This window comes from Kitasatospora sp. NPDC054939, assembly GCF_053610105.1.
Genome location: NZ_JBSGXP010000014.1, coordinates 40171 through 65500 on the forward strand (window position 1 = coordinate 40171; position 25330 = coordinate 65500).

General features: G+C 76.0%; 6 protein-coding genes. 1 reads left to right on the forward strand and 5 read right to left on the reverse strand.

Translation table 11 applies throughout. The features are described 5' to 3' along the window. Positions 1 to 310: 310 nt before the first annotated feature. Positions 311 to 1774 carry a MinD/ParA family ATP-binding protein gene (locus tag ACWGB8_RS06530; protein WP_452210874.1) on the forward strand — a complete coding sequence of 488 codons (1464 nt, stop codon included), beginning with the start codon at positions 311 to 313 and terminating at the stop codon, positions 1772 to 1774. Positions 1775 to 1878: 104 nt separating this feature from the next. Here ACWGB8_RS06530 and ACWGB8_RS06535 read toward each other — a convergent pair whose 3' ends face one another. The 5 genes from ACWGB8_RS06535 to ACWGB8_RS06555 all read right to left on the reverse strand — a co-directional run bounded on the left by ACWGB8_RS06535 (position 1879) and on the right by ACWGB8_RS06555 (position 25237). After that, on the reverse strand, positions 1879 to 3210 hold the full coding sequence (locus ACWGB8_RS06535; RefSeq protein WP_452210876.1) for a S8 family serine peptidase: 1332 nt from the start codon (positions 3208 to 3210) through the stop codon (positions 1879 to 1881). Beyond that, positions 3207 to 6617 (reverse strand): right-handed parallel beta-helix repeat-containing protein, encoded by a 3411-nt coding sequence (locus tag ACWGB8_RS06540; protein WP_452210878.1) that lies wholly within the window; start codon positions 6615 to 6617, stop codon positions 3207 to 3209. The genes ACWGB8_RS06535 and ACWGB8_RS06540 overlap by 4 nt, the downstream gene beginning before the upstream one ends. A gap of 92 nt (positions 6618 to 6709) precedes the next feature. Then, complete coding sequence (locus ACWGB8_RS06545) at positions 6710 to 8200, reverse strand: hypothetical protein (RefSeq protein ID WP_452210879.1); 1491 nt, start codon at positions 8198 to 8200, stop codon at positions 6710 to 6712. Between the two features lie 178 nt (positions 8201 to 8378). Then, positions 8379 to 8855, reverse strand: coding sequence for a hypothetical protein (locus ACWGB8_RS06550; protein WP_452210881.1), 477 nt, complete (start codon positions 8853 to 8855; stop codon positions 8379 to 8381). Positions 8856 to 8929: 74 nt separating this feature from the next. Beyond that, entirely contained in the window at positions 8930 to 25237 is a 16308-nt protein-coding gene (locus ACWGB8_RS06555; protein ID WP_452210882.1) for a WXG100-like domain-containing protein, read from the reverse strand. Positions 25238 to 25330: the final 93 nt, after the last annotated feature.

The following is a 25330-nucleotide window of genomic DNA, read 5'->3' on the forward strand; positions in this document are numbered from 1 at the left end:
CAGGTCCCCACCGGACGGTACCGAGGGCCGCGGCTCCCGGCAGCCGGTTTTCGGCGGGCGGTGTGCTGCGGTGCGGCGCGGGTGGCGGTGGGCGGCGGATCCTCCGGGTGCGGCCGGCGGTGATCACGTCCTTCCCCCTCAACGGGCACCCGGCCGGGGGCGGTTCACCGCGCGCGCACGCCGCGGCGGAGGTGAACGGCTCGCCGGGCCCGCCCCGTTCCCCAGGTCGGACGGTCCCGACGACGGCGGCCTCGGGGGCGCTGCGTGCCACCGGCGGACGGGGCCGCGGCAGCGGACAGGAGAGGAACGCATGGCGGCCGAGGAACGCGGCGCGAGGGTGCTGGTGCACCGGCTGACGGAGGAATCCGGCTGGGCCCTCGCCCCCGACTACACCCCCGCCGAGTGGCCGGACCCGGCCCCGCGGGCGGACGGGGCCGGCCCGAGCGGGGGCGGCACGGGCGGGGGCGTCACGGACGGCGCGGACAGCGCAGGCGGAACGGACGGCACGGACGGCGTCGGCACCGGAACCACGGGCGGCGCCGGGACCACCGGGACCACCGGCGGGACCGTGGTGTGCGGGCCGGTCCGGCCACCCGACTGGCACCGGCCGCTGGACGCCATGGGGACGGTCCTGGTGCCGCCGGAGGCCCGCCCCGGCCCGGCCGCCGCCCCGCAGGCGGTAGCGCCTCCGGCCGCCCCCGCCGTCGCAGTCGTCCCCCCGAGGGCGACGGTCGTCGCGGCGGTGACCCGCTCGGTACCGCTCACGCCCGGTGTGCCCGCGACACCCGCCGTACCGGCCCTACCCGCGGCACCTGCCGTGGCCGCCGTACCCACGGTGCCCGCCGTGCCCGCGGCCAAGTCCGAGCCGGGCTCCCGGCGCCGAGGGCCGTTCGGCTTCCCCGGCCTGACCGGACGCGCCGAGCGCACCGCCCGCACCGCCCTCACCGGGGGACGGCGCGGCGGCTTCGGGCAGGCCGAGCGCGACCAGCGGCAGTTGCTCGCGGCGGTGCGCGCGCCGCTGCGCGGAGGCGTGCGGGTGGCCGTGGTCGGACTCAAGGGCGGCGTCGGCAAGACCTCGGCGGCGCTGGGGCTCGGCGCCGTCCTCGCGGAGTCCCGCAACGACAAGGTGGTGGCGGTCGACGCGGTGCCCGGGACCGGCACGCTGGGCCGCCGGATCCGCCGGGAGAACCTCGCGACGACCCACGACCTGCTGGCCGCCGCGCCCGTGATCACCGGGTACCTGGACACCCGCCGCTTCACCTCCCGGACGCCGAGCGGGCTGGAGGTGCTGGCGGGAGTGCCGGGGCCGGCCGGGGTGGACGGGCTCGGCCCGGACGGCTACCGGCGGCTGATCGGCGTCCTGGAGCGGCAGTACCCGTTCGTGGTGAGCGACTGCGGCACCGGCCTGCTGGACGACGCCGCGCGCGGGGTCCTGGACGTCACCGACCAGCTGGTGGTCGCCGCGAGCACCGGCGTCGACGGCGCGAGCAGCGCGAACACCACGCTGGAGTGGCTGTACGGCAACGGCTACGGCGCGTTGGCGGCCCGCAGCATCACGGTGGTCTCCGGCGTCCGGGAGGCGGGCCGGACAGTCGGGGTGGACGATCTGGTGGGGCACTTCACGGGCCGCTGCCGCGCGGTGGTCGTGGTCCCGTACGACGAACACCTGGCCCGGGGAGGGGAGTTCGATCCGGCGAGGCTGCGCTCCCGGACGCACCGGGCGTACCTGGAGCTCGCCGCCGCCGTCACCGGCGGGCTGTCCCTGCTGGCCTGAGGCCGTGACACGGGCGGGCCGCGTCGCGGCCCGCCGGGCGGCCAAGGACCGACCACCGCAACCACCGCGGCGGGCCGCCCGGGCCGGCCAGGCCCTGTCCGGTCCTACCCGTTCCAGCGGCCCGGCTGCCAGCTGCGGCGGCGGCCCCGGATCAGGACGGCCGCCGCGCCGCCGGCCAGGGCCGTCCCGGCGAGCACTCCGCCGGCCAGCAGTGCGGCCTGGCCGCCCGCCGGGTCCGGGGTCGGCGGGGCGAGCGCCGCGACGGTCGGGGCGGGTCGGGCGGTGGCGGCGACCGGGGGCGGCAGTTCGGCGCCGACGGCGGCCGACGGGTCGACGGTGCCCCAGCCGAGCCAGGGGTCGGGCAGGGCGGTGCCGGGGTGGTAGGCGGTGGCCTTGAGGCGGTCGAGGAGCTGGGCGCGGGTCAGCTCCGGCCGGTAGCCGAGGACGAGTGCGGCGGTGCCGGCCACCACGGCGGTGGCGTAGCTCGGGCCGGAGCCGGTGAAGTGGCCCTTGCCGCCGGGACCGGGGCCGGTCATGGCGGTGCCGGGGGCGACCAGGTCGATCCGGCCGGCCGGCCGGGCCGCGGACCCGGGTGCGCCGTCCGCGCCGCCGGAACCGCCCGCGCCACTCGCACCGCCGGAACCGCCCGTGCCACTCGCGCCGCCCGTACCGCCGGTGCCGCGGGCCGGGAGGGTGCCGCCGGGGGCGAGGTCGGAGACGGCCAGCACGTCCGGGTAGGCAGCGGGGAACACCTCGCCGACGGTCGTCCCGGCGGGCGCCACGCCGGGGTCGGGGGCGGCGGGGGCGACGACCAGCGCCCCCTTGTCGCCCGCGTACCGGACGGCCTTCGCCAGGTCGTCGCCGCCGGCCGCGACGGGCACGGCGACCGCGATCACCCGGGCCCCGCCGTCGGCGGCGGCCCGGATGCCCCGGGCCAGCAGGTCGGCGGAGGTGGCGCCGGTGTCGTCGGTGACGGCGACCGGCAGGATCCTGGCCTCGGGGGCGATCCCGGCGAAGCCCGTGCCGTCCTGCTGCCGGGCCGCGATCAGGCCGGCCAGGAAGGTGCCGTGGCCGACGCAGTCCCGGTCGGCGCCGCCGGGGCCGTGCAGCCGGGTGCCGGGGGCGAGCCGGTTGCCCAGGACGCCGGACGCGCCGTCGACGCCGGAGCCGACCACGGCGACGGTCACCCCGGCGCCCCGGTGGAGCTGCCAGGCGGTCTCGGGCCGCAGGAGGGCCTGCGCCCACGGGGTCCGGTCGACGACCTTGTCGGAGGGCTTCACGCAGCCGTCCTGCCGGACGGCGGCCGTGGTCTGGCCGATGGGCGGAAGCGCCCCGGGGTCGGCACCCGCCGCGGCGGCGACGGTGGGCCGGGTGGCCAGGACGGCGCAGCAGCAGAGCGCGGCCAGCGCGGCGGCGCCTGCCCGTCGGCGGGTCACGCCGCGCTCCCGAGCAGGCTGCCCGGGATGTCCTGCGGCAGCAGCAGACTCAACTCGGACAGGTCGCCGACGTCCAGTCGGGCGAGCCGGCCGGCCTGGCGGGTGATCATGGCCTCCAGGGTCTGCCGGGCGAAGCGGCCGTTGCCGAAGCTGCGGTCGCGCGGGACGGCGGCGCAGAGTCCGCCGAGCGCGGCCAGCGTCTCGGGGGCGCAGACGTATCCGGCCTCCTCGGCCAGGGTCCGGATGATGGTGACGAGTTCGTCGGGGCTGTAGTGCTCGAAGGCGATCTGATGGGAGAAGCGGGAGGCGAGGCCGGGGTTGGAGGCGAGGAAGCCCTGCATCTCCTCCTCGTAGCCGGCCACGATCACCACGACCTCGTCGCGGTGGTCCTCCATCAGCTTCATCAGGGTGTCGACGGCTTCCTGGCCGAAGTCGTTGCCGGCGCCGTTGCGCGGGGTGAGGGTGTACGCCTCGTCGATGAACAGCACGCCGCCGCGGGCGCGTTCGAAGGCCTCGCGGGTGAGCTGGGCGGTGTGGCCGATGTAGCGGCCGACCAGGTCGGCGCGGGCGGTCTCGACGAGTTGGCCGCCGGGCAGCACGCCGAGTTCGGCGAGGATAGCGCCGTAGAGGCGGGCCACGGTGGTCTTGCCGGTGCCGGGTGGTCCGGCGAAGACCAGGTGGTGGCTGATCCGGGCGGTCGGCAGGCCGGCCTCCTCCCGGCGGCGGGCCTGGGTGATGAGGTTGACCAGGTTCTCGACCTGCTCCTTGGCGGCGGCGAGGCCGACCATGCCGTGCAGCCGGTCGAGCAGTCCGGCCCGGCCGTCCGCGCCGCCGCCCCGGCCGGCGGCCGGTTCGCCGAGGTCGGCGGGGAGCAGCAGGGCGAGGTCGGCGTCGGTGACCTCGGTGAGCGCGGCGAGCCGGGAGGCCTGGCGGTCGACCATCTCCTCGAAGACCTTGCGGGCCGCCCGGCCGTTGCCGAAGTCGGCGCCCCTGGGCATCCGTTCGAAGTGGGTGCGCAGGGCGTCGCGGGTGTCGTCGGCGAGTTCGTAGCCGTGCCCGGCGGCGGCGTGGCCGACGATGGTGACGAGTTCGTCGGGGGCGTAGTTGCGGAACTCGACGGTGCGGCTGAAGCGGGAGGCGAGGCCGGGGTTGGTGCCGAGGAAGTCGCGCATCTCCTCCTCGTAGCCGGCCACGATGACGACGACGTCGTCGCGGTGGTCCTCCATCAGCTTGACCAGGGTGTCGATGGCCTCGCGGCCGAAGTCGGGGCCGTTGCCGCCGGCGCCGGCGGCCAGGGTGTACGCCTCGTCGATGAACAGCACGCCGCCGAGGGCCTCGCGGAAGACCTCGGTGGTCTTGATCGCGGTGCCGCCGACGATGGGGGCGACCAGGTCGGCCCGGGCGACCTCGGTGAGGTGGCCGCTGCGCAGGACGCCGAGTTCGGCGAGGATCGCGCCGTAGAGGCGGGCGACGGTGGTCTTGCCGGTGCCGGGCGGTCCGGCGAAGACCAGATGGCGGCCCATCGGGAGGGCGGGCATGCCGGCCTGCTGGCGGCGGCGGGCGAGCTTGTTGAGGTTGACCAGGGTGGCGACCTGCTCCTTGACGCCGGCCAGGCCGACCAGGGCTTCCAGGGCGGCCTGCGGGCCCTCGGGGTCGGCGGGTGCGGCGGGGTCGGCACCCTGGCCGGCGGGGCCGCCCGCGCCCTCGGACCCGCGCCGGTCGGAACCGCCCCGGTCGGAACCGCCCGGGCCGTCGGCGCCGGCCGGGGCGGGGGTGCCGCGGCCGGGGGCGCCGGCGGCGGTCGCGGTGCCGTAGGCGTCGGCGCGGGCGTTGTCGCGGCTGGTGAGGTTCTCGACGGCCAGCCGGGTGCCGTTCCCGCCGCCGCGCAGCCCGCTGCCGCGGTTGCCGGCGACGGTGCAGTCGGTGACCCGGACGGGTTCGTCGCTGTCGGACCGCAGGCCGTCCAGGGTGTTGTCGAGCAGTTCGCAGCTGTTGAGGGCGCCGCGGGCGCCGGCGGCGAGCAGCACGCCGTTGCGGCGGTTGCCGTGCAAGCGGGAGCGGGTGGCGGTCAGGTCACCGCCGTCCTCGACCAGGACGCCGTCGCCGGCCGAGTCGGCCACGTCGCAGTCGCGCAGCGCGACGGTGCCGCCCCGGCCGACCTCCACGCCGGCCGCGCCGGAGCCGCGCACGGTGGTCGCGCCGACCTGGGTGTGTCCGCCGTCGGCGACCCGCAGCGCGGCCTTCCCGGTGCCGGCCAGGACGCAGGACTCCAGCCGGCCGCGCCCCTCGCGCAGCACTTCGACGCCGTGGCCGCGCACGTCGGCGACGTCGGTGCGGCGCAGCAGCGGGTTGGCGCCGTCGCGGACGCTGACGCCCGCGCCGGCCGCGCCCCGGACCTCCAGCCGGTCGAACTCGGGGGCGCTGGAGCCGACCAGTTCGACCCCGGCGCCGCCGCTGTCCCGGACGGCGGTGCGGACCAGGGAGGGGGTGGCGGACTCCTCGACGAACAGGCCGGCCGGTTCGGCGCCGGACACCTCGCAGTCCTCGAAGCTGCCCCGGGAGCGGCCGGTGACGTGGATGCCGTTGCCCTTGGTGCGGGCGGTCCGCAGCCGCCGCACCAGCGGGTCGGTGCCGCCGGCCAGCACCAGGCCGTGGCCGCGGCTGCCGGCGACCGTGCAGTCCTCCAGGACCACGCGGTTGGCGGAGGCCAGGTAGATGCCGAGCGCGGTGTCGTCGACGGCGGTGCGCAGCACCCGGGTGGAGCTGTTCTCCTCCAGGGCGATGCCGGGCTTGTCGGTGGCGGAGATCCGGCAGTCCTCGATGGAGCCGCGGGCCTCGCCGTTGGCGCAGATGCCGTTGCCGCGGGCGTCGCGCAGCACGCAGTTGCGGACGACCGGGTCGGCGCGCTCGCCGATCACCAGGGCGGAGCTGCCGAGGTGCTCGATCACGCAGTCCTCGATGGTGCTGGTGCCGCTGGAGGTCTCGACGATTCCGGCGCCGGCCGGGTTGACGACCCGGCAGCCGCGCATGGCCAGCGAGCCCTGGAGGCGGGTCAGCACGGCGGTCCAGGAGTTGCCGGCGACCTCGCAGTCCTCCAGGGCGGCCTGTCCGCGCGGCACGTCGACGGCGGGCAGTTCCTCGTCCCGCCCCTGCAGGACGAGCCCGGTGAGCTGGACGGCCTCGGCGACGACCTGGACCACGGGGCCGCTGCGGGGCACGATGCGCACGCTGCCGCGGGCCTCCTCGGCGGTGATGGTCACCATCTTGGTGACGACCAGGTTCTCCTCGTAGCGGCCGGGCCGGACGCTGATCACCGCTCCGCTGCGCGCCGCTTCCAGCGCCTCGCCGATCGTGCGGTAGCCGCCGTCGCGCTGCTCCGCACAGACCGTCAGCACATGGCGCGTCATGGTGCGTTCTCCTCCGTCGTTCGTGGCTGCCGTGCCGGGGTGGTGCGGGTGGTGGGGCCGGGGAGGGTGAAACCGCGGCCGGTTCGGCCGGTTCAGCCGGTGCAGTCCGCCTTGACCGCGGATGCGGCGTGGTGGGCGTACGTCTTGGTGCTGCCCTGCCAGTCCTGGCCGCGGGTGTGCATCATCACCGCGATCTTGCCCTCGGCGAGCGGGTACGTACCGACGGAGACCCACTGGCCGCGTTGGCCGACCTGGTTGACGATGAAGTCGCCGATCGTCCCGGTGCCCGGGGCCGACTTGCGCTGCACGCTGTAGTGGGTGGGCGCGCCGCCGACCTCCTTGACGTCGCCGGAGGCCGGGACGTACACCGACAGCTTGCAACTGCCGGTCACCAGCGGGGCGGTGTTGAAGGTCCAGACGACCGAGTTGCCGTCGTCCTTCCTGGCGTCGCCGGACATCGGCACCGAGCTGTACTTGCCGTTGCAGCCGTCGCCGCTCCAGCCGCCGGTGCTGGTGCGCCAGCCCTCCTGGCCGCGGTCGAACCAGCCGTACTGCTGGGTGGTGGTGTTCCCGCCGGTGCAGAACACCCCGGCGACGGCCCGGTAGGTCGGCGCGGCGGACTTGGCGGGCTGCTGGACCGGGGCGGGGGGCTGGGCCGGGGCCGGCGCCTGCGACTGGGCGGGCGGCGCTGGCTGGTTCGGCGCCGGCTGCCCGGGGGCGGGCTGCTGGGCGGTCGTCGGCCGGGAGTCGGCCGGCTGCCCGCCGCCCGCTCCGGCGCCGCCGCCGGGCCGGGCACCGGCCGGGTTGCCCGCGGCGGCCGGAGCCCCGGGGGCGGCCGACGCGGTGCTGCCGTCGGTCGGGGCCCCGGCGGGGGCGGGGGCGCCCGGCACGGTGGCCCCGTCGGTCGGCGGCTGCGGGGTGCCGCTCTCGGGCAGCGCCGGACCGCCGACGTTGCCGTGCGCGTCCACGGCGGGGACGAAGCCCTCGCCGCCGCCGTCCGTGCGGCTGTACCCGGCCGGGGTCGGGCCCGCCGCGCTCGGCTTCTTCTCCTCGCCGCCGAGGTGGGAGAAGACCAGCGGCAGGCCGACCAGCACCACCCCGGCGACCGCCGCGGCGGCGATCATCGGCCGGGAGATCCGGCGCGGGCCGTCCTCCTCGGAGGCGGAGGCCGGCGGCCCGCCGCCCGTGGTGGCGGTCGCCGCAGCGGCGGCGGTGGTGACCGTGGCGGCGGTGGTGGTGGCCGTGGCGGTTGCGGCCGTCGCACCGGCCGCCGCGGTGGTGGTGGCCGTCGCACCGGCCGCCGCAGCGGCGGTGGCCGTGGCGGTGGCCGTGGCCGCGGCGGGCGCGGGTTCCGCCGCGGCGGACCCGGCGACCTCGGGAACCGCCCCCGTCGTGACCCCGGCCGACCGGGCGGAGACGGGAGCAGCAGCCGCCTCCGCCCCGGTCAGCGCGGGTACCGCACCGTCGGGCACCGCGGAGCCGGACGACCCCGCGGGCCCCGAGGACGCCGGGGAGTCCGGGTCCGCCGACCCGGACGCCTCGGCGGCCTGTGCGCCGGGGACCACCCAGGTGGCGGCGGGCAAGCGGTACCCGCCGCCGTCCGGAGTGTCCGGCTGTTCCCCACGGCCGTTCCGGTCCCTGCCCACTGTGGCCCCCTGGCGCTCGACGACGGTGCTCGACGGGGGACGCGCCCGCCCTCGGTCCCACAAACCGCGGCGGGCACGTCCCTCCCGTACCCACGGGCGGCGGCCCGCTCCGGGTTCAGCCGGTCGGCGCGCTGCCGCGGCCCGCCCCGGCGGGCCCGTCGCCGTCGGCCCGCCACACGGCCTCGGCGGGCTCCGGCGGGTCCAGGACGAAGGCCGCCGCCCGGGCCACGGTGTCCGCGTCCGGACCGGGTCCGGCCACTCCCCCGGCCCGGACGTGCGCCAGCAGGCCCGCCTCGGGCGCCACCGCGTACTCCTCCAGGTAGTAGGTGACGGTGTCGGTCCAGATCCACTCGCCGTCGGTGCGGTAGTTCAGCGGCACGACGCCCGTGCGGGAGGCGTCCAGCACGTCGTCCATCAGCGCCGGTGTCATCAGCACCGGCTCCCCGCCCCGCAGGTACGCGGTGAGCACCGCCAGTTCGGCCGGGTCCGCGACGGCCGGCCGGTCCGGCGCGAAGCCCGGCCCGCGCACCGGGTCCACCGTGTCGAACACCGCCGCGAGCCGGAACCCGCCCTGCTGCCCGTCCCGTTCCACGTCCGCTTCCCCTTCGCCCGGCCCCACCCACGGGGGCGCCCACCCACGGGAACGGCCACCGCACCGGCCGCCGTTCAGCCACCCTGGCCGCCACCCTGGCCATCGCTCTGACCACCGCCCTGGCCGCCGCCCGCGCCGGGCGGCACCACCTCCACCGCCTCGATCAGCACGTAGTCCTTGCTGCGGTCGTCGCCGGGGTCGACGACCTTCGTCCGCCCGGTGACCCGGAACCGCGCCCCGGGCAGCAGCAGCACCTCCTGCTCGATCGGCTTGCTCGACATGTAGCTGATGTCCCGTCCGCTGATCCCGTGCAGGGTGAGCCGGTACAGCACCCGGTGGCTGTGCGCGCCGACCGGGGCCTTCTGGGCGAAGCCCTCGGCGACGTCCTGGCCGGTGCTGGTGCTGGCGAAGGTGTGGAAGGTGAGGGTGTCCCGGTCGAGGAGATCGCTCAGGAACCTGCCGCCGCTGCCCTCGCCGCCCCAGGCCCAGTCACCGCGGTAGACGACCCCGCCGGCGGGCGGCAGCGCCTCCAGTGCCTCGGTCAGCATGATCGCGTGGAGCTTGGTCTCGGTGACCACGGACGGCAGGAGCTGCTGGAGCCGTGCGTTGATGTCCTTGACGACGAGGTGCTTGGGGCGGGCGGGCGGGTCCGTCGGAGCGGGCGGCTGCGCCGGCGTGTGCTCCTCGAACAGCGCGTGCACCGCGGGGTCCGTGAAGAACATGTTCGGCACGTCGAGGGTCCGGTCGGCCAGCTTCGCCCGGACCGTCTCGTCCAGGAGGCCCCGGATCGCGGTCGTCTCGTCGACGAGCGGCAGCCGGCTCGCGGTGCCCCGCGTGAACTCCAGCATCCGGTTGATCAGGCTGTGGTCGTTCCCGCTGTAGGCGCGGACGGCCAGGAGGTGGAGCGGGCGGAAGTCCGCCAGCAGCTCCTCCTTCGGGCGCCCGTTCAGCCAGCGCTGCAAGAACGGGTCGTCGTCCCGGTCGCCCTCCACGATCTCCTGGTAGAACTCCTCGGCCTCGCGGACGGCCTCGCGTCCGAGGGCGTGCAGCGCGCCGTCCCCGCCGTCCTGCCTCCACCCCTGGGAGTAGAGGTGCTCGTGCGGCAGCATGCGGTCCGGGGCGATCTCGCGCAGGGCCGCCCGGGTGAACTCCGGCCCCAGGGCGTCGAGGCTGCGGTACATCGCCATCGCGTCGGTCAGGTCGAACGTCTTGCCGTCGACCCCGTGGAAGCCGGCGATCTGGGCGCCCCGGAGGATCTCGTAGAGCGAGTGGTCGCGGGGCAGGAGCATCCAGCCGACCAGCCCGACGACGAAGTCCTCGCGCCGCGCCCCGGGGACGCCGAGCCAGTCGAAGGCGCTGAGCATGCGGGTCGTCGTCCCGGAGAGCCCGCCGATCACGGGGATGCCCCGGCCGGCGAGGTCGCGGTACCAGGTGCCGCTCTCGTCCAGCTGGTAGCGGGCCGCGCCCTCGATGGAGCCCAGCGGGTACTCCGGCCCCTGCAGCGGCGGCAGGTCGGGGCCGTCGTCCGGACCGTCCCTCAGATCGCCCTCGCGCAGGTTGCGCAGGATCTCCCTGCCCTCGAACGTGACGGTCGCCCCGGTCAGCACGACCCGGCCGTCGGGGGCGGGTTCCTCGGCCAGGGTGTAGTGCAGGTCGACGGCGTCGGGCAGCTCCTGCAGGAGCCTGGCCCGGTCCGGGGTGCCGTTCGGGTGCCGCGGCACGACATCGACCGGGATCTCCCGTTCGATGCGGCGCACCGTCGGCAGGCCCTCGCGCTCCGTGAGCAGGGCGAGTTCGCGCGGGCTCAGCGAGGCCCCGGCCCGCAGGAAGCGCGCGGGGCTGAGCCGGTTCGGGCTCAGCATCTCGTCCGGGCGCGGCGAGCGGATGTGCTGGCTGCGTGCGAGTTCGCCGGTGTTCGCGACCAGCCCGGCCACCCGGCCGAACAGGTTCCCGAGCGCGAACGGGTCGTTCGAGAAGTTCCCGGCCTGCCGGGTCGAGACAGTCGACAGCACCGCCTCGACGAACCGGCGCTTCGGCCCGTACAGCTGATCGCGGTACGGCTCCAGCTTCGCCACGTCGAGGCCCAGGTCCCGGGCGGCCCCCAGATCGGGCCGGGAGAACAGGTCCTGGAGCACCGACTTGAAGGTACCGACCCCGTCGGCGACCTCTCCGGGCCCGCCGGTCCGGTAGTAGGCGGCGTTGTAGAACGCGGTGTACTGCTCCCGGAGGTTCCCGGTCGCCATCATCGCCCGGATGTCCGCGGTGGTCAGCCCCGCGTGCCGGATCTGGCCGGAGCTGGTCACGTCGTCGTGGGTGAAGACCTCCCGCAGGTGGGTGTCGTCGTTCCAGGCCTGCCCGTAGTGGGTGCTGAGCACGGTGTGCAGACGGCGCAGGGCCAGCGAGACGGCCGACCACTCGCCCCGGGCCTGCCGGAAGGCGTAGCCCGCGACCGCCAGCTCGAACTCCTCCGCCCTCGACCTCCAGTCGCTGTGCTCCAGGAAGGGGTTGCGGGCGAACAGCCGCGGCGGGTCCGCCATGCCGAACACGTGGTCGGGCGCCCCGGTGTCGGGGTTCCAGTAGAGCGATTCGTCGTAGCGGCCGTCTCCGCGCAGCTGCTCGTGCCCCGCGTCCTCCACGTGCGCCCAGATGCTCGCCCCGTCGGCCGGGTCGGCGGCCCGGTCGAACGGGGTCACGGTGTGCTGCTGCGGGTCGGCCAGGAGCAGGCTCCCGTCGGCGGTGTGCAGCAGCGTGTACGCGTGGCCGATCGTGCCGTGTTCGGCGGCGAGCACCAGCGCCCGGGTGCCCGGACCGCCCGAGCGCACCAGGTCGGCGACCGCCCGCAGCCCGTCCGGGCCGGTGCCGTAGTGCCAGGCCGGACCGAGGCGGCGGGACACCTCCCAGACGCCGTCGCGCTCCGGCAGGCCGTCGGCCCGGGTCGCAGCGGGGTGCGGGTCGCCGTCCAGGGTGTCCCAGAGCGCCAGGTTGGCGTCCAGGCAGTTGGCGGCGTCGCGCTCCGGGTTGAGCCGGGCGAGGAGCTCCGTGGTGACGGCCGGCGGCTCGTCCGGCCGTACGGCCCGTACCTCGGCCAGGTGCTCCAGCAGGGCCCGGTGCCGGTCGGGCGTCGGCGCGACCGCGCCCCGGTCGGCCGGCGGGACGGCGGTGCGGTCCATGGTGTGCTGCCGCTTGGCCGGCGGCACGTCGGGGCCCGGGCTGTCGGGGCGCGGGTTGTCCGGGCGCGGGTTGTCCGGACGCGGGCCGTCGGTGTCGGGGCGGGGGGCGGGCGGTCCGGACCGCGGGTCCGGCGCCGTCGATCGGCCCGACAGCACCAGCTCGATCAGGTCCGCGGTGACGGGCTCGTCGGTCCGCGCCCGGGTCGTCACCGCGGTGTCGTCCGCCGGGTCGCCGAACCTCATCGCCCCCGGGTACGGCCGGTCCTGCAACGGGGCTCCGCGGCCCGGCCGTTCCGTGGCCACCTGGTGCCCGTCGACCGGGGACCAGCCCTGCGGCCGGTCCTCCCCGGGCCCTTCGGCGGCCCGGTACGCCCCGTGGACGACGGACGCCACCGTCGGCGCGGCACCGGGCTGCTCCGGGTCCGCCGCCCGGTACTCCGTCCAGTGGCCGCCGGTGGTGAACACCGGCCGGCCGGCACGGTCGTAGCCGACCCGGTCCGCGACCACGAGGTCACCGGGACCCTCGGTGCCGTCCGCCCGCGGGACGAACCACACCGGCCGGTCCGCGGCCAGGGCGGACCCGCCCAGCCCGCGTTCCCTCAGCAGGCGCATGACCTCGGGCACGAAGTCCGCGTCGCGCGCGGTGCCGAGCCCGCAGGCGACGAACTGCAGCGTGTCCGTCCCGTTCCACTCCCCGGTCCGGTGCAGCTCGGCCAGCAGGGCCACCAGATCGTTCGGGCCCAGCTCCCTCCCGTCGCGCAGCGGGAGCCGGCTGGTCGCCTCCGTGTGGAAGGCCACCAGGAAGACGCCCTCGCGCTCCGGGAGCCGCGAGAGCGCGTCCGCCAGGGAGCTGCGGGTGGCCGCGGTCATCGCCGAATCGCTCAGCCAGCGCCCCCGGGCCGGGCCGCCGAACGCGGCCAGCGGCTCGCCCAGCGGGTGGGTGCCCCAGAGCGACTGCTCGTTGAAGCGGCGGATCTCGTCCCACAGCACCTGGTAGGCGGTCGGCGCCCCGCCGTGCTCGATGCCGTCCCGGAGCGCGCCCGCGACGATCTCCTCGATACGGTCGCGCTTCGCCTGCACGGTGACCGCCGCGTACGCCTGCTCCAGGCGGTCCAGCAGTCCGCCCATCGCCGACCTGGTCTGCTCGTCGGCTCCCTGCAGCGCCTCGTCGACGATGCCCCGCAGGGCCTGCCGCTGCTCGTCCGTGATCCGTGACCCGTGGTCGGGGTCGTGGGTGGCGACGAGTTCGTCCCGCAGGCTCCCGCTCAGGACGGGCCCCTGGTCGCCCAGCGGTCCGTCGGCGCCCAGCAGGTCGCCGTCCGCCTCCAGCGTCCGCAGCACGTCGCCGATCCACGCGGCGTCCGCCTCCAGGATCTTGAGCGAACCGTACTGCGCGTACTCGTCGAAGAGCTCCCTGCGGAACGCCTGGCCCAGTACCTCCCCCAGATCGCCGAGCGGCCCCTCGGGACCCAGCGACACGCGGACGAAGCTCTCCGCCCACTCCTGGCGCTCGCCGGTCCTGAACAGCGCGTCGCGGGGCTCCTGCCACCAGTTCCGGGGCGCGCCGATCGCCGAGGCGAGCTTGTGGACCCGGCCCGCGTCCACGGCCTGGTGGAACGCGAGCGCGACCACCTTCCCCTCGAACCCCCGGGCCCTCAGGTGGTCCTGGATGTAGTACTGGGCCGCCACGAGGGACTGCGCGCCCTGGACGTAGTCGATCAGCAGCACGTCCCGCCCGTGCAGGAACTCCGGGGTGAAGGTCCCCAGCGCCTGGTCGAAGTGCTGCTGCAGCCTCTCGTACTGGGTGCCGGTCGGCTTCGGCCGGGGCACCCCGAGGTCGGTCCTCATCCCGTCCGCGATCACCGACGCCGGATCCAGCGGCCCCGGCCGGAAGCTCGACAGCGGCATGGACACCGCGGCGTGCCGCTGCTGCAGGTGGGCGACGATCGCGGCGGGGCTGCGCCCCAGCCCCAGGTACCGGAACCGCTCCGGCGGGTAGGTGCGCTCCACCCACGCGCCCGCGCCCGACACCGCGCCGAGCAGCAACTCCTGCTCCTTCAGCTGCTGCTCGCCGTTGAAGACCAGCGCGTCCTGCCGGAACCGCGCCTGGTCGTCGGAGCCGTAGTCGCGCTGCGGGCCGTGTGCCAGGAAGTCCAGCAGCGGGGCCACGTCGCGCGGCTCCAGCAGGACCCCGGCCCGCGCCAGCCAGTTCTCGGCCTGCCGCGGCGTCAGGAACTCTCCGTCGCGGCTGATCACCTCGGACGGCAGCAGACGCGCCCGCCGGAGGACGCCGCCGACGTTCAGATAGCCCTCCAGCTCCGTGAGCTTCCGGGACGGGCGGGCGGGGTCCGCGACGAACCCGTGCTCGGGCCCGTCGGTCGCCTCGTCCCAGTACAGCGTCTCGGGGAACCGCCCGTCGTCCGGCCGCGGCGTGCCCGCGGCGTCCTCGACGTGCGCGAAGACGCTCGCCCGGCGGTCGGGGGCGGGCACCTCGCCGACCGGGGTCACCGTGTGCAGCAGCGGGTCGGCGGCCAGCACCCGCCCGTCGCCGGCGCGCAGCAGCGTGTACATCCGGTCGATCCGGCCCCGGTCGGTGGTGAACAGCAGGGCGGTGGCGCCCGGTTCGCCCAGCCGCCCCGCGACGGCCTGCAGCCCCTCGGTGCCGGTGCCGTAGAACCTGATGCCGGCGGACGGCCCCAGGTGCACCGTCGCGCGCAGCTGCTGCACGACCTCCCGGTCGGTGGGGGCGGCGTCGGGGCCGGGCTGCGGAGCGGCGGTGTCCGGTGCCTGGCGGGGCGGCGGCCCGGGCTGCAGCACCTCGCCCCGCAGGGCCTTCCACACCCCGAGGTTCGCGCGCACCGGGTCGGTCGTCCCGCCGTCGGTGTCGAGCGTCGCGAGCAGCTCCGGGGTGAGGTCGGTGCGGACGACGGGCCCGTTCGTCGCGAAGGGCAGCACGCCGTCCATGGGCAGGAGGCCGGCCGGGTGCTTCCAGGCGTCGATCTGCGGCCGGTGGTCCGTCGCCGAGTCCGCACTCACGGTGTCCGGCACGAGCGTCATCCGGTTCGGCCGGCCCAGGAACTCCCAGGACGCCTCGATGGTGTGCATCGGCGTCTGCTGCCCGGGGTTCACGGCAGCGGACCACTCGTCGACGGCGGCCGCCCGGGTCGGGAACAGCAGCGGGTCGATCACCCGACCGCCCTCCTCGGTACGGACCAGCAGGGCGACGTGGTGGCCCCAGCGGTACTCCGGGTGCAGCGTCGCGCCCACGTGCTCCGGGATCGCCCACACCTTGAACAGCTCGTGTCGACCCACCTCCGGGTACAGCTCGTGGACGATCTCCGCCAGGGCGTGGGCCCGGTACTCGCAGTTGTCGGTGAAGCTGCCGCCCTGACTGTTGAAGCGCGCGGTGACCCGGGTGTGGAGGTCGGCGAACGCCGCGTCGCCGAGTCGGGCGGGCGGGTTGCCGAGGAGCAGGTTCCGGTGGCCTTCCAGCGCGGCGAGATCGGCCGTGGGGAAGCCGAACAGCCGCACCGCGTCCACGGTGTGCGGCGAACGGATCGGGCCGAGGCGGATGAGCGCGGCGAGCGCATCGGAGAGCCGCTCCGTCGCCCTCAGCCTGGCGGGCACGGTGGTGGCGTCGGAGACCAACTGCTCGATCTGCGCCTCAAGCCGCAGCCTGCGGGCCTCCGCTCCGGCCATGAGCCGGTCGTAGGGGGTCGGCGTGTCGCCGCCCTCGTCACTGCTGTCGCTGTCGCTCCGGCTCTCGTCGCTGCTGGACGTCATGTCGGTGTCGGAGTCCGTCGATTGCTCCTCCACGACCCTGGGTCGTTTGACGGCGTCCTGCGATCCCTCGCCGACCCGCTTCCTCCCGGACAGTGCGACGGCCTCCTCGTCCGTGCGCACGGTGGTGCCCGCCGCGTCCCGGTCGGTGCGCAGCACGGTGTAGCCGGCGGGGGCGTCGGTCGCGGTGACCGGGCGGCCGGTGCCGACCGGGAGATGGGCACCGAGCGGCTGCACGGCGGGGGCGGCCGCGGGCGGCGCGTCCTTCGGCAGGCTCAGGTGCAGCCAGCTGCCGCCCTCGACCAGGACGGGCCGGCCGTGGCGGTCGAAGCCGGGCTGCTTTGCCACCACCAGATGCCCCGGCCCCGCGGTGTCCGCCACGTGCGGCGCCCGCACCTCCGGCACGAACCACAGCACGCCACTGGCCGCGTACATCTCCAGGTCCAGCCCCGGCAGCCGCTCGTGCAGCGCCTGCAAGGTCTGCGCCGCGTACGAGGCGTCACCGTCACGCGCCGCCGAACACGCCGCCAGCTGCAGCGGCCTGCTGCCGTCCCACACGCCGTCCTCGCGCAGCGTGACCAGCAGGTCGGCCAACTCGGCGGGCGTCAGCGCGCTGTCCCGCCAACGCGGGACGCCGTCACCGTCGGCGTGCATCGCCAGGGTGAAGAACCGCTCGTCCACCGGGAACCGGTCCAGGCTCTCCGCCAGCCGCCGGCGCACCTCCGGCGAGGCCGCCGGATCGTCCAGCCGGAACGCCCCCGAGCCCTCGTGGTGCACCACCGCGTCCCGCAGCGCCGCCCGCCGCTCGGCCGACAGCGGCGAGTCCGGGCGGGGCTGCGGCTGCTGGTCGGGCAGGGCGAAGTGCTCGGCGCCGGGGATCGGGCCGAGCAACTGGTCCAGCGCCCGGCGGAACTGGTCGTTCTCGGGGGCGGTGAGCGCGCTGCGCCAGGCGTCGAGGTACGGGGTGACCGGCCCGTCGCCGGCCTCCAGGTCGCGGATGAAGTCCGCGAGCGTGGCGATGTCGTCCTCCTGGCCCCTCGACAGGGCCAGCGAAGCCGCCTCGATCCGCTGACCGCCACCGTGGGATCCGGGGTCGTCGAAGGCCGTCGTCCATGGACGGGTGTCGCCACCGGGTCGGGCCGAGATGCCCGGTGTGCCGAGGGTGAGGATCTCCTGCCAGGTGTTGGCACCCTCGGTGACCACCAGCCGGGACCAGCGCTGGAACAGTTCCATCACGGGCGGTGTGACGCGGCCCAGTCCGAGCGTGCGCACCTCGCCCGCCGGGGTGCCCGCGAGTCCGGCGAGGACCGCCAGGTCGGCGCCGGTCGGCGCGGCTCCGCCCAGGCGGACCAGCACGGTGGGGGCGGCGCCCCCCAGCTGCTGCACGGCCGTGCGGAGGCGGTCGAACATCGTGCTGTGGTCGACGGTGTCGCCGGCGCTCGCACCGTAGTAGGCGGTGATCAGGCGGATCTCGCCGTCGCGGGCCCTGCGCAACAGGTCGGCGACCTGGTGCGCCTGCTCGGGGACGGGTGTGCCCTCGGGGTGCGGCCAGTGCTCCGCCACGTGGGCGGTGACGTCGTGCGGCTCGGGGCGCGGGACGATCGGGAAGGCCGCGAAGCGGTCCCCGCCGGCGTCCGGCCAGAGCGGAGCGACCTGGGTGCCCTCACCGGTGCCGATGCGGATCTCCCGCGGGTAGCGGTCCCACAGGAAGGGCTGCAGCACCAGGACGTGCGGCTGGTCGTCGCCCGTCATCCCGGCGATCCCCCGGTCGATCTGCGCGTCCCGGAAGTACTGGGCCGGGTCCGCGTGGTGCGGTGCGTCGAGGGCGGCGAAGACGGTCAGCGTCGAGGGCGGCTGCGGGTGGGTCGGCCCGTGGGTCTGCCCGGCCTCGCCGAAGGCGTTCGCCAGGTGGTCGGGCCCGGCCGTCCGGTCGGGGTTGTCGCCGCCGTTCACCCTTCCGGCGAAGTCGTTCTGGAGGGGCAGCGCCGGACCGGAGAACCGGGTGGCCTGATAGCCGGTCAGGCGGGTCCTGACCAGGTCCGGGTCGATCACGGCGCCGGGCCAGCCGACGTTCTTCCAGTAGCGCTCGACCAGGTGGGGATCGTCCTGCCCCGGAGTGCGCCGGGCGAGCTGCCGTTCGGCAGGGGTGAGCTGCACGGTCGGCGGTTCGCCGATCGGATGGGCCACCACCTCCAGCCCCCGGTACCGCCCGACCCAGGTCTCGTGGAACAGCCCGTACGAGTGCGCGGGGTCGCGGGTGTCGGCCTCCCGGCCGAGCTGGGCGGCGTAGAACGGCGTCTTGCCGCGGGCGTAGGACAGGTGCACCTGACCCGCGTAGCCGATCGCGGCGAGCCCGTCGAGGGCCCGCAGGTAGGCCACCTGGTGGCCCGTGCCGGGGGAGCCGAAGTCGACCAGGCTCACCCGGGGGAACCGGGCGGTCAGCGCATCGCCCCGGCGCCGGTCGGCGGGGGTGACCTCGGGGCCGGTGCCGGTGCCGGCGGGGGGCGCGGTACCGAGGTGCCGCGTCACGGTCTCGCGGGCGGCGGTCTCCTGCACCTCGCCCGGCCAGGCGAAGGGGGCCTGTGGCGCGCCCTGCGCGGCGGCCTGGTGCTGCCCGGGCGGGACCGGCGCGCCCGGCGGCGGGGGCGGGCCGCCAGGACCGCCACCCGGTGGCGGCGGCGGGGGGCCGGCGGGACCACCGACAACGGGCAACGGCGGAGGCGGCGGCCCGGCGGGACCACCGAGCGGCGGAGGCGGCGGCGGCGGGCCGGCGGGACCACCGAGCGGCGGCGGGGGCGGGGGCGTCGGGGCCTGGGCCGGCCGCCGGGCGGCGCTGCCGCCGGCGTCGTGGGCTCCGCCCCGGTTCCGGTCGCCCGGGGGCAGGTCGGGGCTGCCCGGGGGCAGGTCCGTGCGGGTGCGGTACTGCTGGTGGTTCAGGTCCCGCAGGACCGGCCCCGACCGCAGGACGTCCTCGATCCGCTGCAGGTGCCGCGGCAGGACCGTGAAGGTGTCGGCGTGGGCGGCCGGGCCCATGACGCCGTTCCCGCCCGGGTCGCGGTCCCGCTGCCGCAGGGCGGCGGTCCGCTCCGCGTACTCGTCGGGCAGGCCGAGGTAGTGCATCAGCTCGTGCAGGAGCACGCCGGAGGAGCTGTCGGTGTACCAGGTCAGCTGGTCGGCCCGGTCGTCGCCGGGCCGGACGGTGACCGTCCGGTGGGCGTCCGCAGAGTCGGCTGCCTGCTCCAGGCGCAGGTGGACCTGGTCGCCGTTCGGCAGCCGGAAGCGGCCGTTGAATCGCCCGTCGACCGTATCCCGGGCCCGGTCCCACACCCGGGCGAGCCCGTCGGCGGGCAGGGCGGTGCCGTCCGCCGCGGTGAGGTGCAGGCGCAGGGTGAACTCGGTGACCCAGTGGCCGGGTCGGGCCTCGAACCGCCGGACGTCGTAGACGATCGCGGTCTCGCTGCCCTGCAGGCCGCCGAGTTCGGGCAGCCGGGCCGCGTACCGGTCGGGCAGCGTCGGCCCGGCGATCTTCCCCCGGCCCGCCTGGCCGTCGGTGTCGGGATCGAAGCGCTCGGTCTCCAGGCGCGCCACCGGGGCGAGCGTCCGGATGTCCGCCCAGTCGTCGGACGGCAGCAGCGAGGGGTCCCGCGGTGGCAGGACGTGCGGCGGCGTCCGGGTGTCCGGGGTGGTGTCGGGGGCGGCGGGGGGCGGGCTGTTCGGCGGTTGCTGGGCGGCGTTCGGCAGCTGCAGTGCGAGGAGTTCGGCCGGCGTCAGCGGTACTTCGGTGCCCCGGAAGCGCGCGGCGTGCCCCGCCGACATCGTGACGAACTCGTCCTCGCCGTGGAACAGCGTCTTCGTGTTGTCGGTGAAGCGGCCCTGCAGATGCGTGCCGAACACCCGGTGGATCGGCAGGGTCTGGACCGTCACGTAGAACGGTCCGAGGGTGGCATTGGTGTCCTCCGGGTCCTTGTACGGCACCAGCAGGCTGAACGACTCGGCGGCTCCGCGCTGCCAGTCCAGGGGGGCGTCGTACTGCCGCTGCTCCGGGCCGTTCCGGTCGTTCACGCGGTCCTGGTTCTCCAGCCGCATGAGCGTGACGGTCCCGTTGTCGCGGTCCACGTTCGGCAGATCCGTGGTCCGCAGGAACTCGTAGGTGAACACGTGCTGGGCCACCATGCTGCGCAGGTAGGTCGCGTCGTACCTGGTGGCATTGAACGGACCGTCCTCGTCGTGGGCCTGGGTGTTGGCGGCCTCCCGGAGCCGGACGTTCAGGTTCCCGTGCCAGTAGTAGTCCTCCTCCATCCCGCCACCCGGACGGAAGTGGGCGAGCATCAGCTTCAGAACCATCGGCCGCTCCTCCCACGAGCTGGAGGACTGCTCCGCCGCCCACGCCTCGATCACGAGCGGCTTCCCGCCCTGCCCGTTCAGCCAGCTGTAGAAGCGGTCGGAGGCGCCGTCCGCGCCGCGCAGGGTGCCGCCCTCGAAGAGCGGGGCCGTCTCGCCCGGGCCGACCAGCGTGCGGCGCGACACCTCCTTCCCGTCGCGCATCAACGGCGGCCGTTCGACCAGTTGCTGCGGGAAGGCCGCCGGGACGTTGCTCTCGCGGAACGCCATCTGCAGGTACAGGAACTCGCTGATGTACCCGTCGGACCACCCGTCCGAGTGCAGCCGCTCGTACGTCTCCAGCAGGGTCCGGGCGGCGTCCCCCTCGGGCCCGGCGTGGCTCTCGAAGTGACGGGCCTGGGCGACGATCGCGTCCAGGCGGTCGCCGATCACCCGGGCCCGGTCGTGGTACTCGTCCGCCATACCGGCGGTGACGGGAGTCGTGCCGTCGGCGAGCACGATCGCGTTCGCGCCCTCGATCAGGACGAACTCCTGCAGACGGTGCTGCGGGCCCCACAGTCGTTCGATCCGGAGGCCGTCGGCGGCTGTCAGCGTCTCCGCGTACGCCGCAACGGGCTCGGGGGTCGCGTCGGTGCCGGCGTCCGAGTGGGGCGGGACATCGGCCTGTTCCGCGGGCACGGCTTCGGGCACGGGCTGATGCTGGGGGGCCGCCGCGTACTGCGGCCGGGGCGAGGACGGCGGCGACGCCGACCCGGTACCCCAGTCGTCGTCCGAGTCGGAGTCCCGGGCCGGGGACTGTGCGGGCCTGCGCCGGGCGACCGGGAACTCGGTGGGCGGGGTGTCGTCCGTGCGGGTGTCCTCGGCGGCGTCGCGGATCGCCCGGCCGGGGGCGGGCGGGCCCTGCTCGCGGGACGGGTCCGTCGCGGGCGTGCGCTCGCGCGGGGTGAAGGTGGCTTCGTGCTGCTCCTCGTGGGTGCGCCAGCGGTGGCCGTCGAGGCCGGCCGGGCCCCAGGTGGTGCGGTAGGCGTCGAACCAGTCGCGGCCGTAGGCGCGCTTGAGGTCGGCGATCCGCTCCGGGGTGAGCGTGCGGTCCTGGGCGAGGCGGTCGAAGCCGTCGGCGGCCTGCCGGAGCGCGGGCAGCACGGCCGTCTCGAAGTCGAGGTGGTCCGCGAGTTCGCGGTCGAGGCGCTCGCGGGTGCGCTCCCAGCGGTCGAGGCGCTCGGTCAGCGCCGGGCCGCGCAGGCCGTCGCCGCGCAGGGTGTCGGGGTCGGCGAACTCCTCGTCGAAGGCGGCGCGGATCCGCTCGGCGTGGCCCTCGCGGATGCGGTCGGCGGAGTCCGGGGAGAGGTCGCCGCGGGCGGTGGCCCGGTCGTGGGCGTGCTGCCCGGCGGTCTCCGCCAGGTGCTCGCGGGCGGCCCGCCGGGCGAGCAGGGCGTGGATCGCGGCCGGGTCGGCGAGGCTGTCGAGGGCCCGCTTGAGCGGGTAGACGCCGCTGTCGGGGTCGTGGTGGCGGTCGAGCAGGGCGTCGGCGCGCTCGGTGAGCTCCTTGGTGACGGCCTCGGCGTGGGTGCGGATCCGGGCGGCGTCGAGGCCGAGGGTGTCGGCGGTGCGCCGGCCGAGGGCGGGCGGCGCACCGTCCGTCCAGTCGTCGACGGCCATCCGGACGGAGTCGGCGATCCGCTGGGCGGTGGCCTCGCGGGCGGCTTCGACGGCGAGGCGGTGCGGCAGGTCGGCGAACAGGTCGACGGTCGAGCCGTCACCGTCGCGGTCGCGGTCGCCGCGGCGGCGCCGACCGGTGGGTGCGGGTTCCGGGGTCGGCGGTGCGCTGCTGTCGAAGGCCGACCAGAGCTTGTCGCGGAAATTGGCGGCGACGGCGTCCAGGCTCTGCCGGGAGAGCGGGCCATCGGTGCCGGCGCCGGTGATCTCCAGCAGGCGGGCGTCCCGTTCGGCGAGGCCGTCCCGCCAGGCGGTGCCGGCCCGCTGCTCGACCACCCCGGCGACGCGCTGGGCGGCGGTGGCGGTGGCGGTGCGGGCGTCGAGCTCCCGGGTCAGGTGGGCGGCGCGGCGGTCCAGGGCCTCGCGGGCCCGTTCGACCCGGTCGGGGGTGACGTCCGCGCGGGTGGCGAAGAGCTGCGCGATGTCGTTCTCCGCCTCGGCGCGGAACCGGGCCGCCAGCTCCTGGCGGATCGGGGCCAGCGCGTCCGGTCCGGCGTCCAGGCCGGCGGTGCGGGCGACGTCGGCGGCATCGTTCTGCGCCCAGTGGGTGAACACCTCGTCGAAGCGGCGGGAGGCTGCGCCGGCGGCCACCTCACGGGCGGCGGCCACGGCGATCAGGTCGTCGATGCCGGCGAGGATCTCCCGCCGGTCCGTGGGGCGGGCGACGAGTTCGGCGTGCAGGAGGTCGGTGGCGCGCCGGAAGACGGGGCTGTCGGGCCCCCAGCCGTCGCGCATCCGGGTCGGGCCGTCGGCGAAGGCGTCGCGCAGGCGGAGGTCGGCCTCCGGGTCGTCGACCAGGATCCGGCCGGACGGGGTACCGGTGCCGTCCGGGTCGGGGCCGTCGGTGTCCGGCCGGTCCGGGGAGGGGGTGGTGGTGTCGGTGGTGTCGGTGCCGTCGAGGCGGGCGTCGTAGGCGTCCTGGAGCTTGCGCTGGGTCTGCTCCCAGGCGGCCCGCCGGGCGTCGTCCTTCCCGGCGTTGGCGTGGCGGGGCGGCTCGGCGAGGTCGTAGGGACGGCCGGAGGGGGTGACGGGGGCGGGTCCCGGCTGCGGGTCGGGCTCCGACTGCGGCTCGCGGTCGGACTTCGGCTCGGGGTCCGTCTTCGGCTCGGGCTCGGGCCGGAGGCGCTGGTCCGGCTGCGACGGCGGGAGCTGCTGCGGGTCGTCCTCGTCCGGCTTCGGCTGCGGGCCCCGCTCGGGGCCGGCAGCGGAGTCGGGGACGGCGGCGGAGTCGGGGACGGGGTCGGGCCGCACGGCGTTCCCGGCGGACGGCCGGTCCGCGGACGGCCGGTCGGCGGCGGGCGGGTCGGCGGGGTCGAGGAAGACCGGTTCGTCCGCCTCGTCGGTCACCCGGGTACGGCGGCTCCCGTCGGCGGGGCCCGCGGTGTCGCCGCGGCCCGCGGTGTCGGCGGGGCCGTCCGCCGAGGTCCGCACCGGCCCGGCGCCCGCGCCGCCGGCGGTCGTGCCGGCCGTCGCCGTGGACGCCCCGGCCGTCACCGTGGAGGCGGTGGCCGGCGGGACGGCCGCCGGGCCTCCGGACTCGGTGCGCACCTCCGGGTTCGCCCGGCCGTCGACCGAGGAGTTCCAACTGGTGCGCCCCTCCGCGCTCGGCGGGGCCTCCGGGGTCTGCGGGACGGGCCCGCCCTCGGTCCGCCGGGGTCCGCCGGAGGAGGACGTCGAGCCCGCGGAGTTCGCGGAACCGGTCGAGGACGCCGAACCCGTCGAGGACGCCGTGTGCTGGCTCGCCACGCTGGGCGCGGGGCCCGCGGTCCGGATCGAGGCGGCGCCGTGGCCGCCGGTGCGCACCGACCCGCCGTCCGAGTCGGTGGCCACGTGCGCGCCGAGCCTGGGCACCGGGAACGGCGCGTTGTGGCCGGCCAGGTTGGAGGCGACGGCGAGCAGCGTGAGCGGGTGCAGGGGGCCGAAGTACTTGCTCTGGTCGGCGGTGACGCCCTCGTACTGGAGCTGCAGGACGAAGTCCCGGTAGCGGGTCATCAGCGGCGAGGCGGCGAGGTGGCCGACGTGGCTCATCCCGCCCATCAGGAAGCCGCCGAGGAAGCTGGCGCCGCTGGTGGTGAACTCGTGGTTGGGGCCCCAGATCAGGTTGTAGAAGCCCTCGCTGAGCATGTTGTTGGCGCCGCTCTGCACCATCTCGCCGAGCGCCCGGCCGACGACGAAGGCGATGTTCAGCTTCTCGGCGCGGCCCGCGAGTTCGGGCAACTGGTCGGCGAGGGTGCGCAGCTGCGGGGGGAGCGCCGAGGGGTTGTCCAGCAGGTCCTTGAGGGCCTTGGAGACGGCCGCCCGGCTCTCCGGGGACTTGGCCCAGCGTTCGGCGAACGCCTCGCCGACCTCGCGGCCGAGTTTGCGGGCCGCGGTCTCGCCGAGTTCGGAGGCGAGGTGCTTGGTGAAGATCTGCTCGAAGCGCTCGGCGAAGCTGCGTCCGGCGAGCGCGGCGCCCTTGCCGGTGGCGAAGCCGGAGCGCATGAAGCCGGAGAACTCGCGCAGGACGTCGTCGATGCCCTTGGCGAGGCCGAGGGCGGCCTTGTCGCCGAGTTCGCGGCCGACGGTCGTGCCGGCCCCCTTGACGGTCTTGGCGAGGGCGTTGCCGGGCAGGTCCTTGCCGGCGCCCTTGAGGGCGGCGCCCAGCTCCCGGGAGAGGAACAGCTTGCCGAGGCCCTTGCCGAACAGCTTGCTGAGGCCCATGCCGATGAGGGTCAGCGGGCCGGCGAGCACACCGCCGATCGCGCCGAAGATCGCCGCCTGCTTGGTCGCGTCGGTGTCCCACTCGGTGCGGTTGCCCTGGCCGAACTGGACGCCCTGGATGATGGCGTCCAGGGCCAGACCGCCCATGATGCCGAAGAAGGTGTGGGTCACGATGACCTGCACGAGCTTCTTCAGCAGCGCCCACAGGACGGCGCGCACGCCCTGTTTGAGACCCTCAAGGGCGAGCATCGAGCCACCGCCGGTGAAGGGGAACCAGAAGATCGCCAGCGCGATCTCGAAGAGCAGCTGGACGAGCTGCCCGATCGCCATCCACTTGGTGTACTCGACGGTATTGGCGACCTTCCCCGCAAAGGCGGCCAGGTCGGTGCACATCTTCCCGGCGGTGGTGAGGAAGTCCTCGTCGCCCGTGGTGCCGATGAAGCGGCCCATCTGCTCGGCGAAGGCCTCGGCCGCCTTGCCCTCGAACCGGGACTGGCAGAGGGCGACCAGTTCGGCGACGTACTCCCGCAGCTTGGGCAGGTCCTCGGCGAGGCCCAGGTACTCGTCGCGGACGTCGCGCAGCGCGCCCTCGTCCGACTTGGGCCAGGGCATGCCGGTGATGACGCTGAAGAACTGGGCGACGCCCGGGGAGACCTGGAGCGAGGAGTGGGGCACGGCGGACGCCTCCGGGCTGCGGCCCGACTGCCGGGCTCGGGACGGGACGGGTTCAGGACGTGACGGGCTGGGTTCGAACGGCGACTGCTCGGC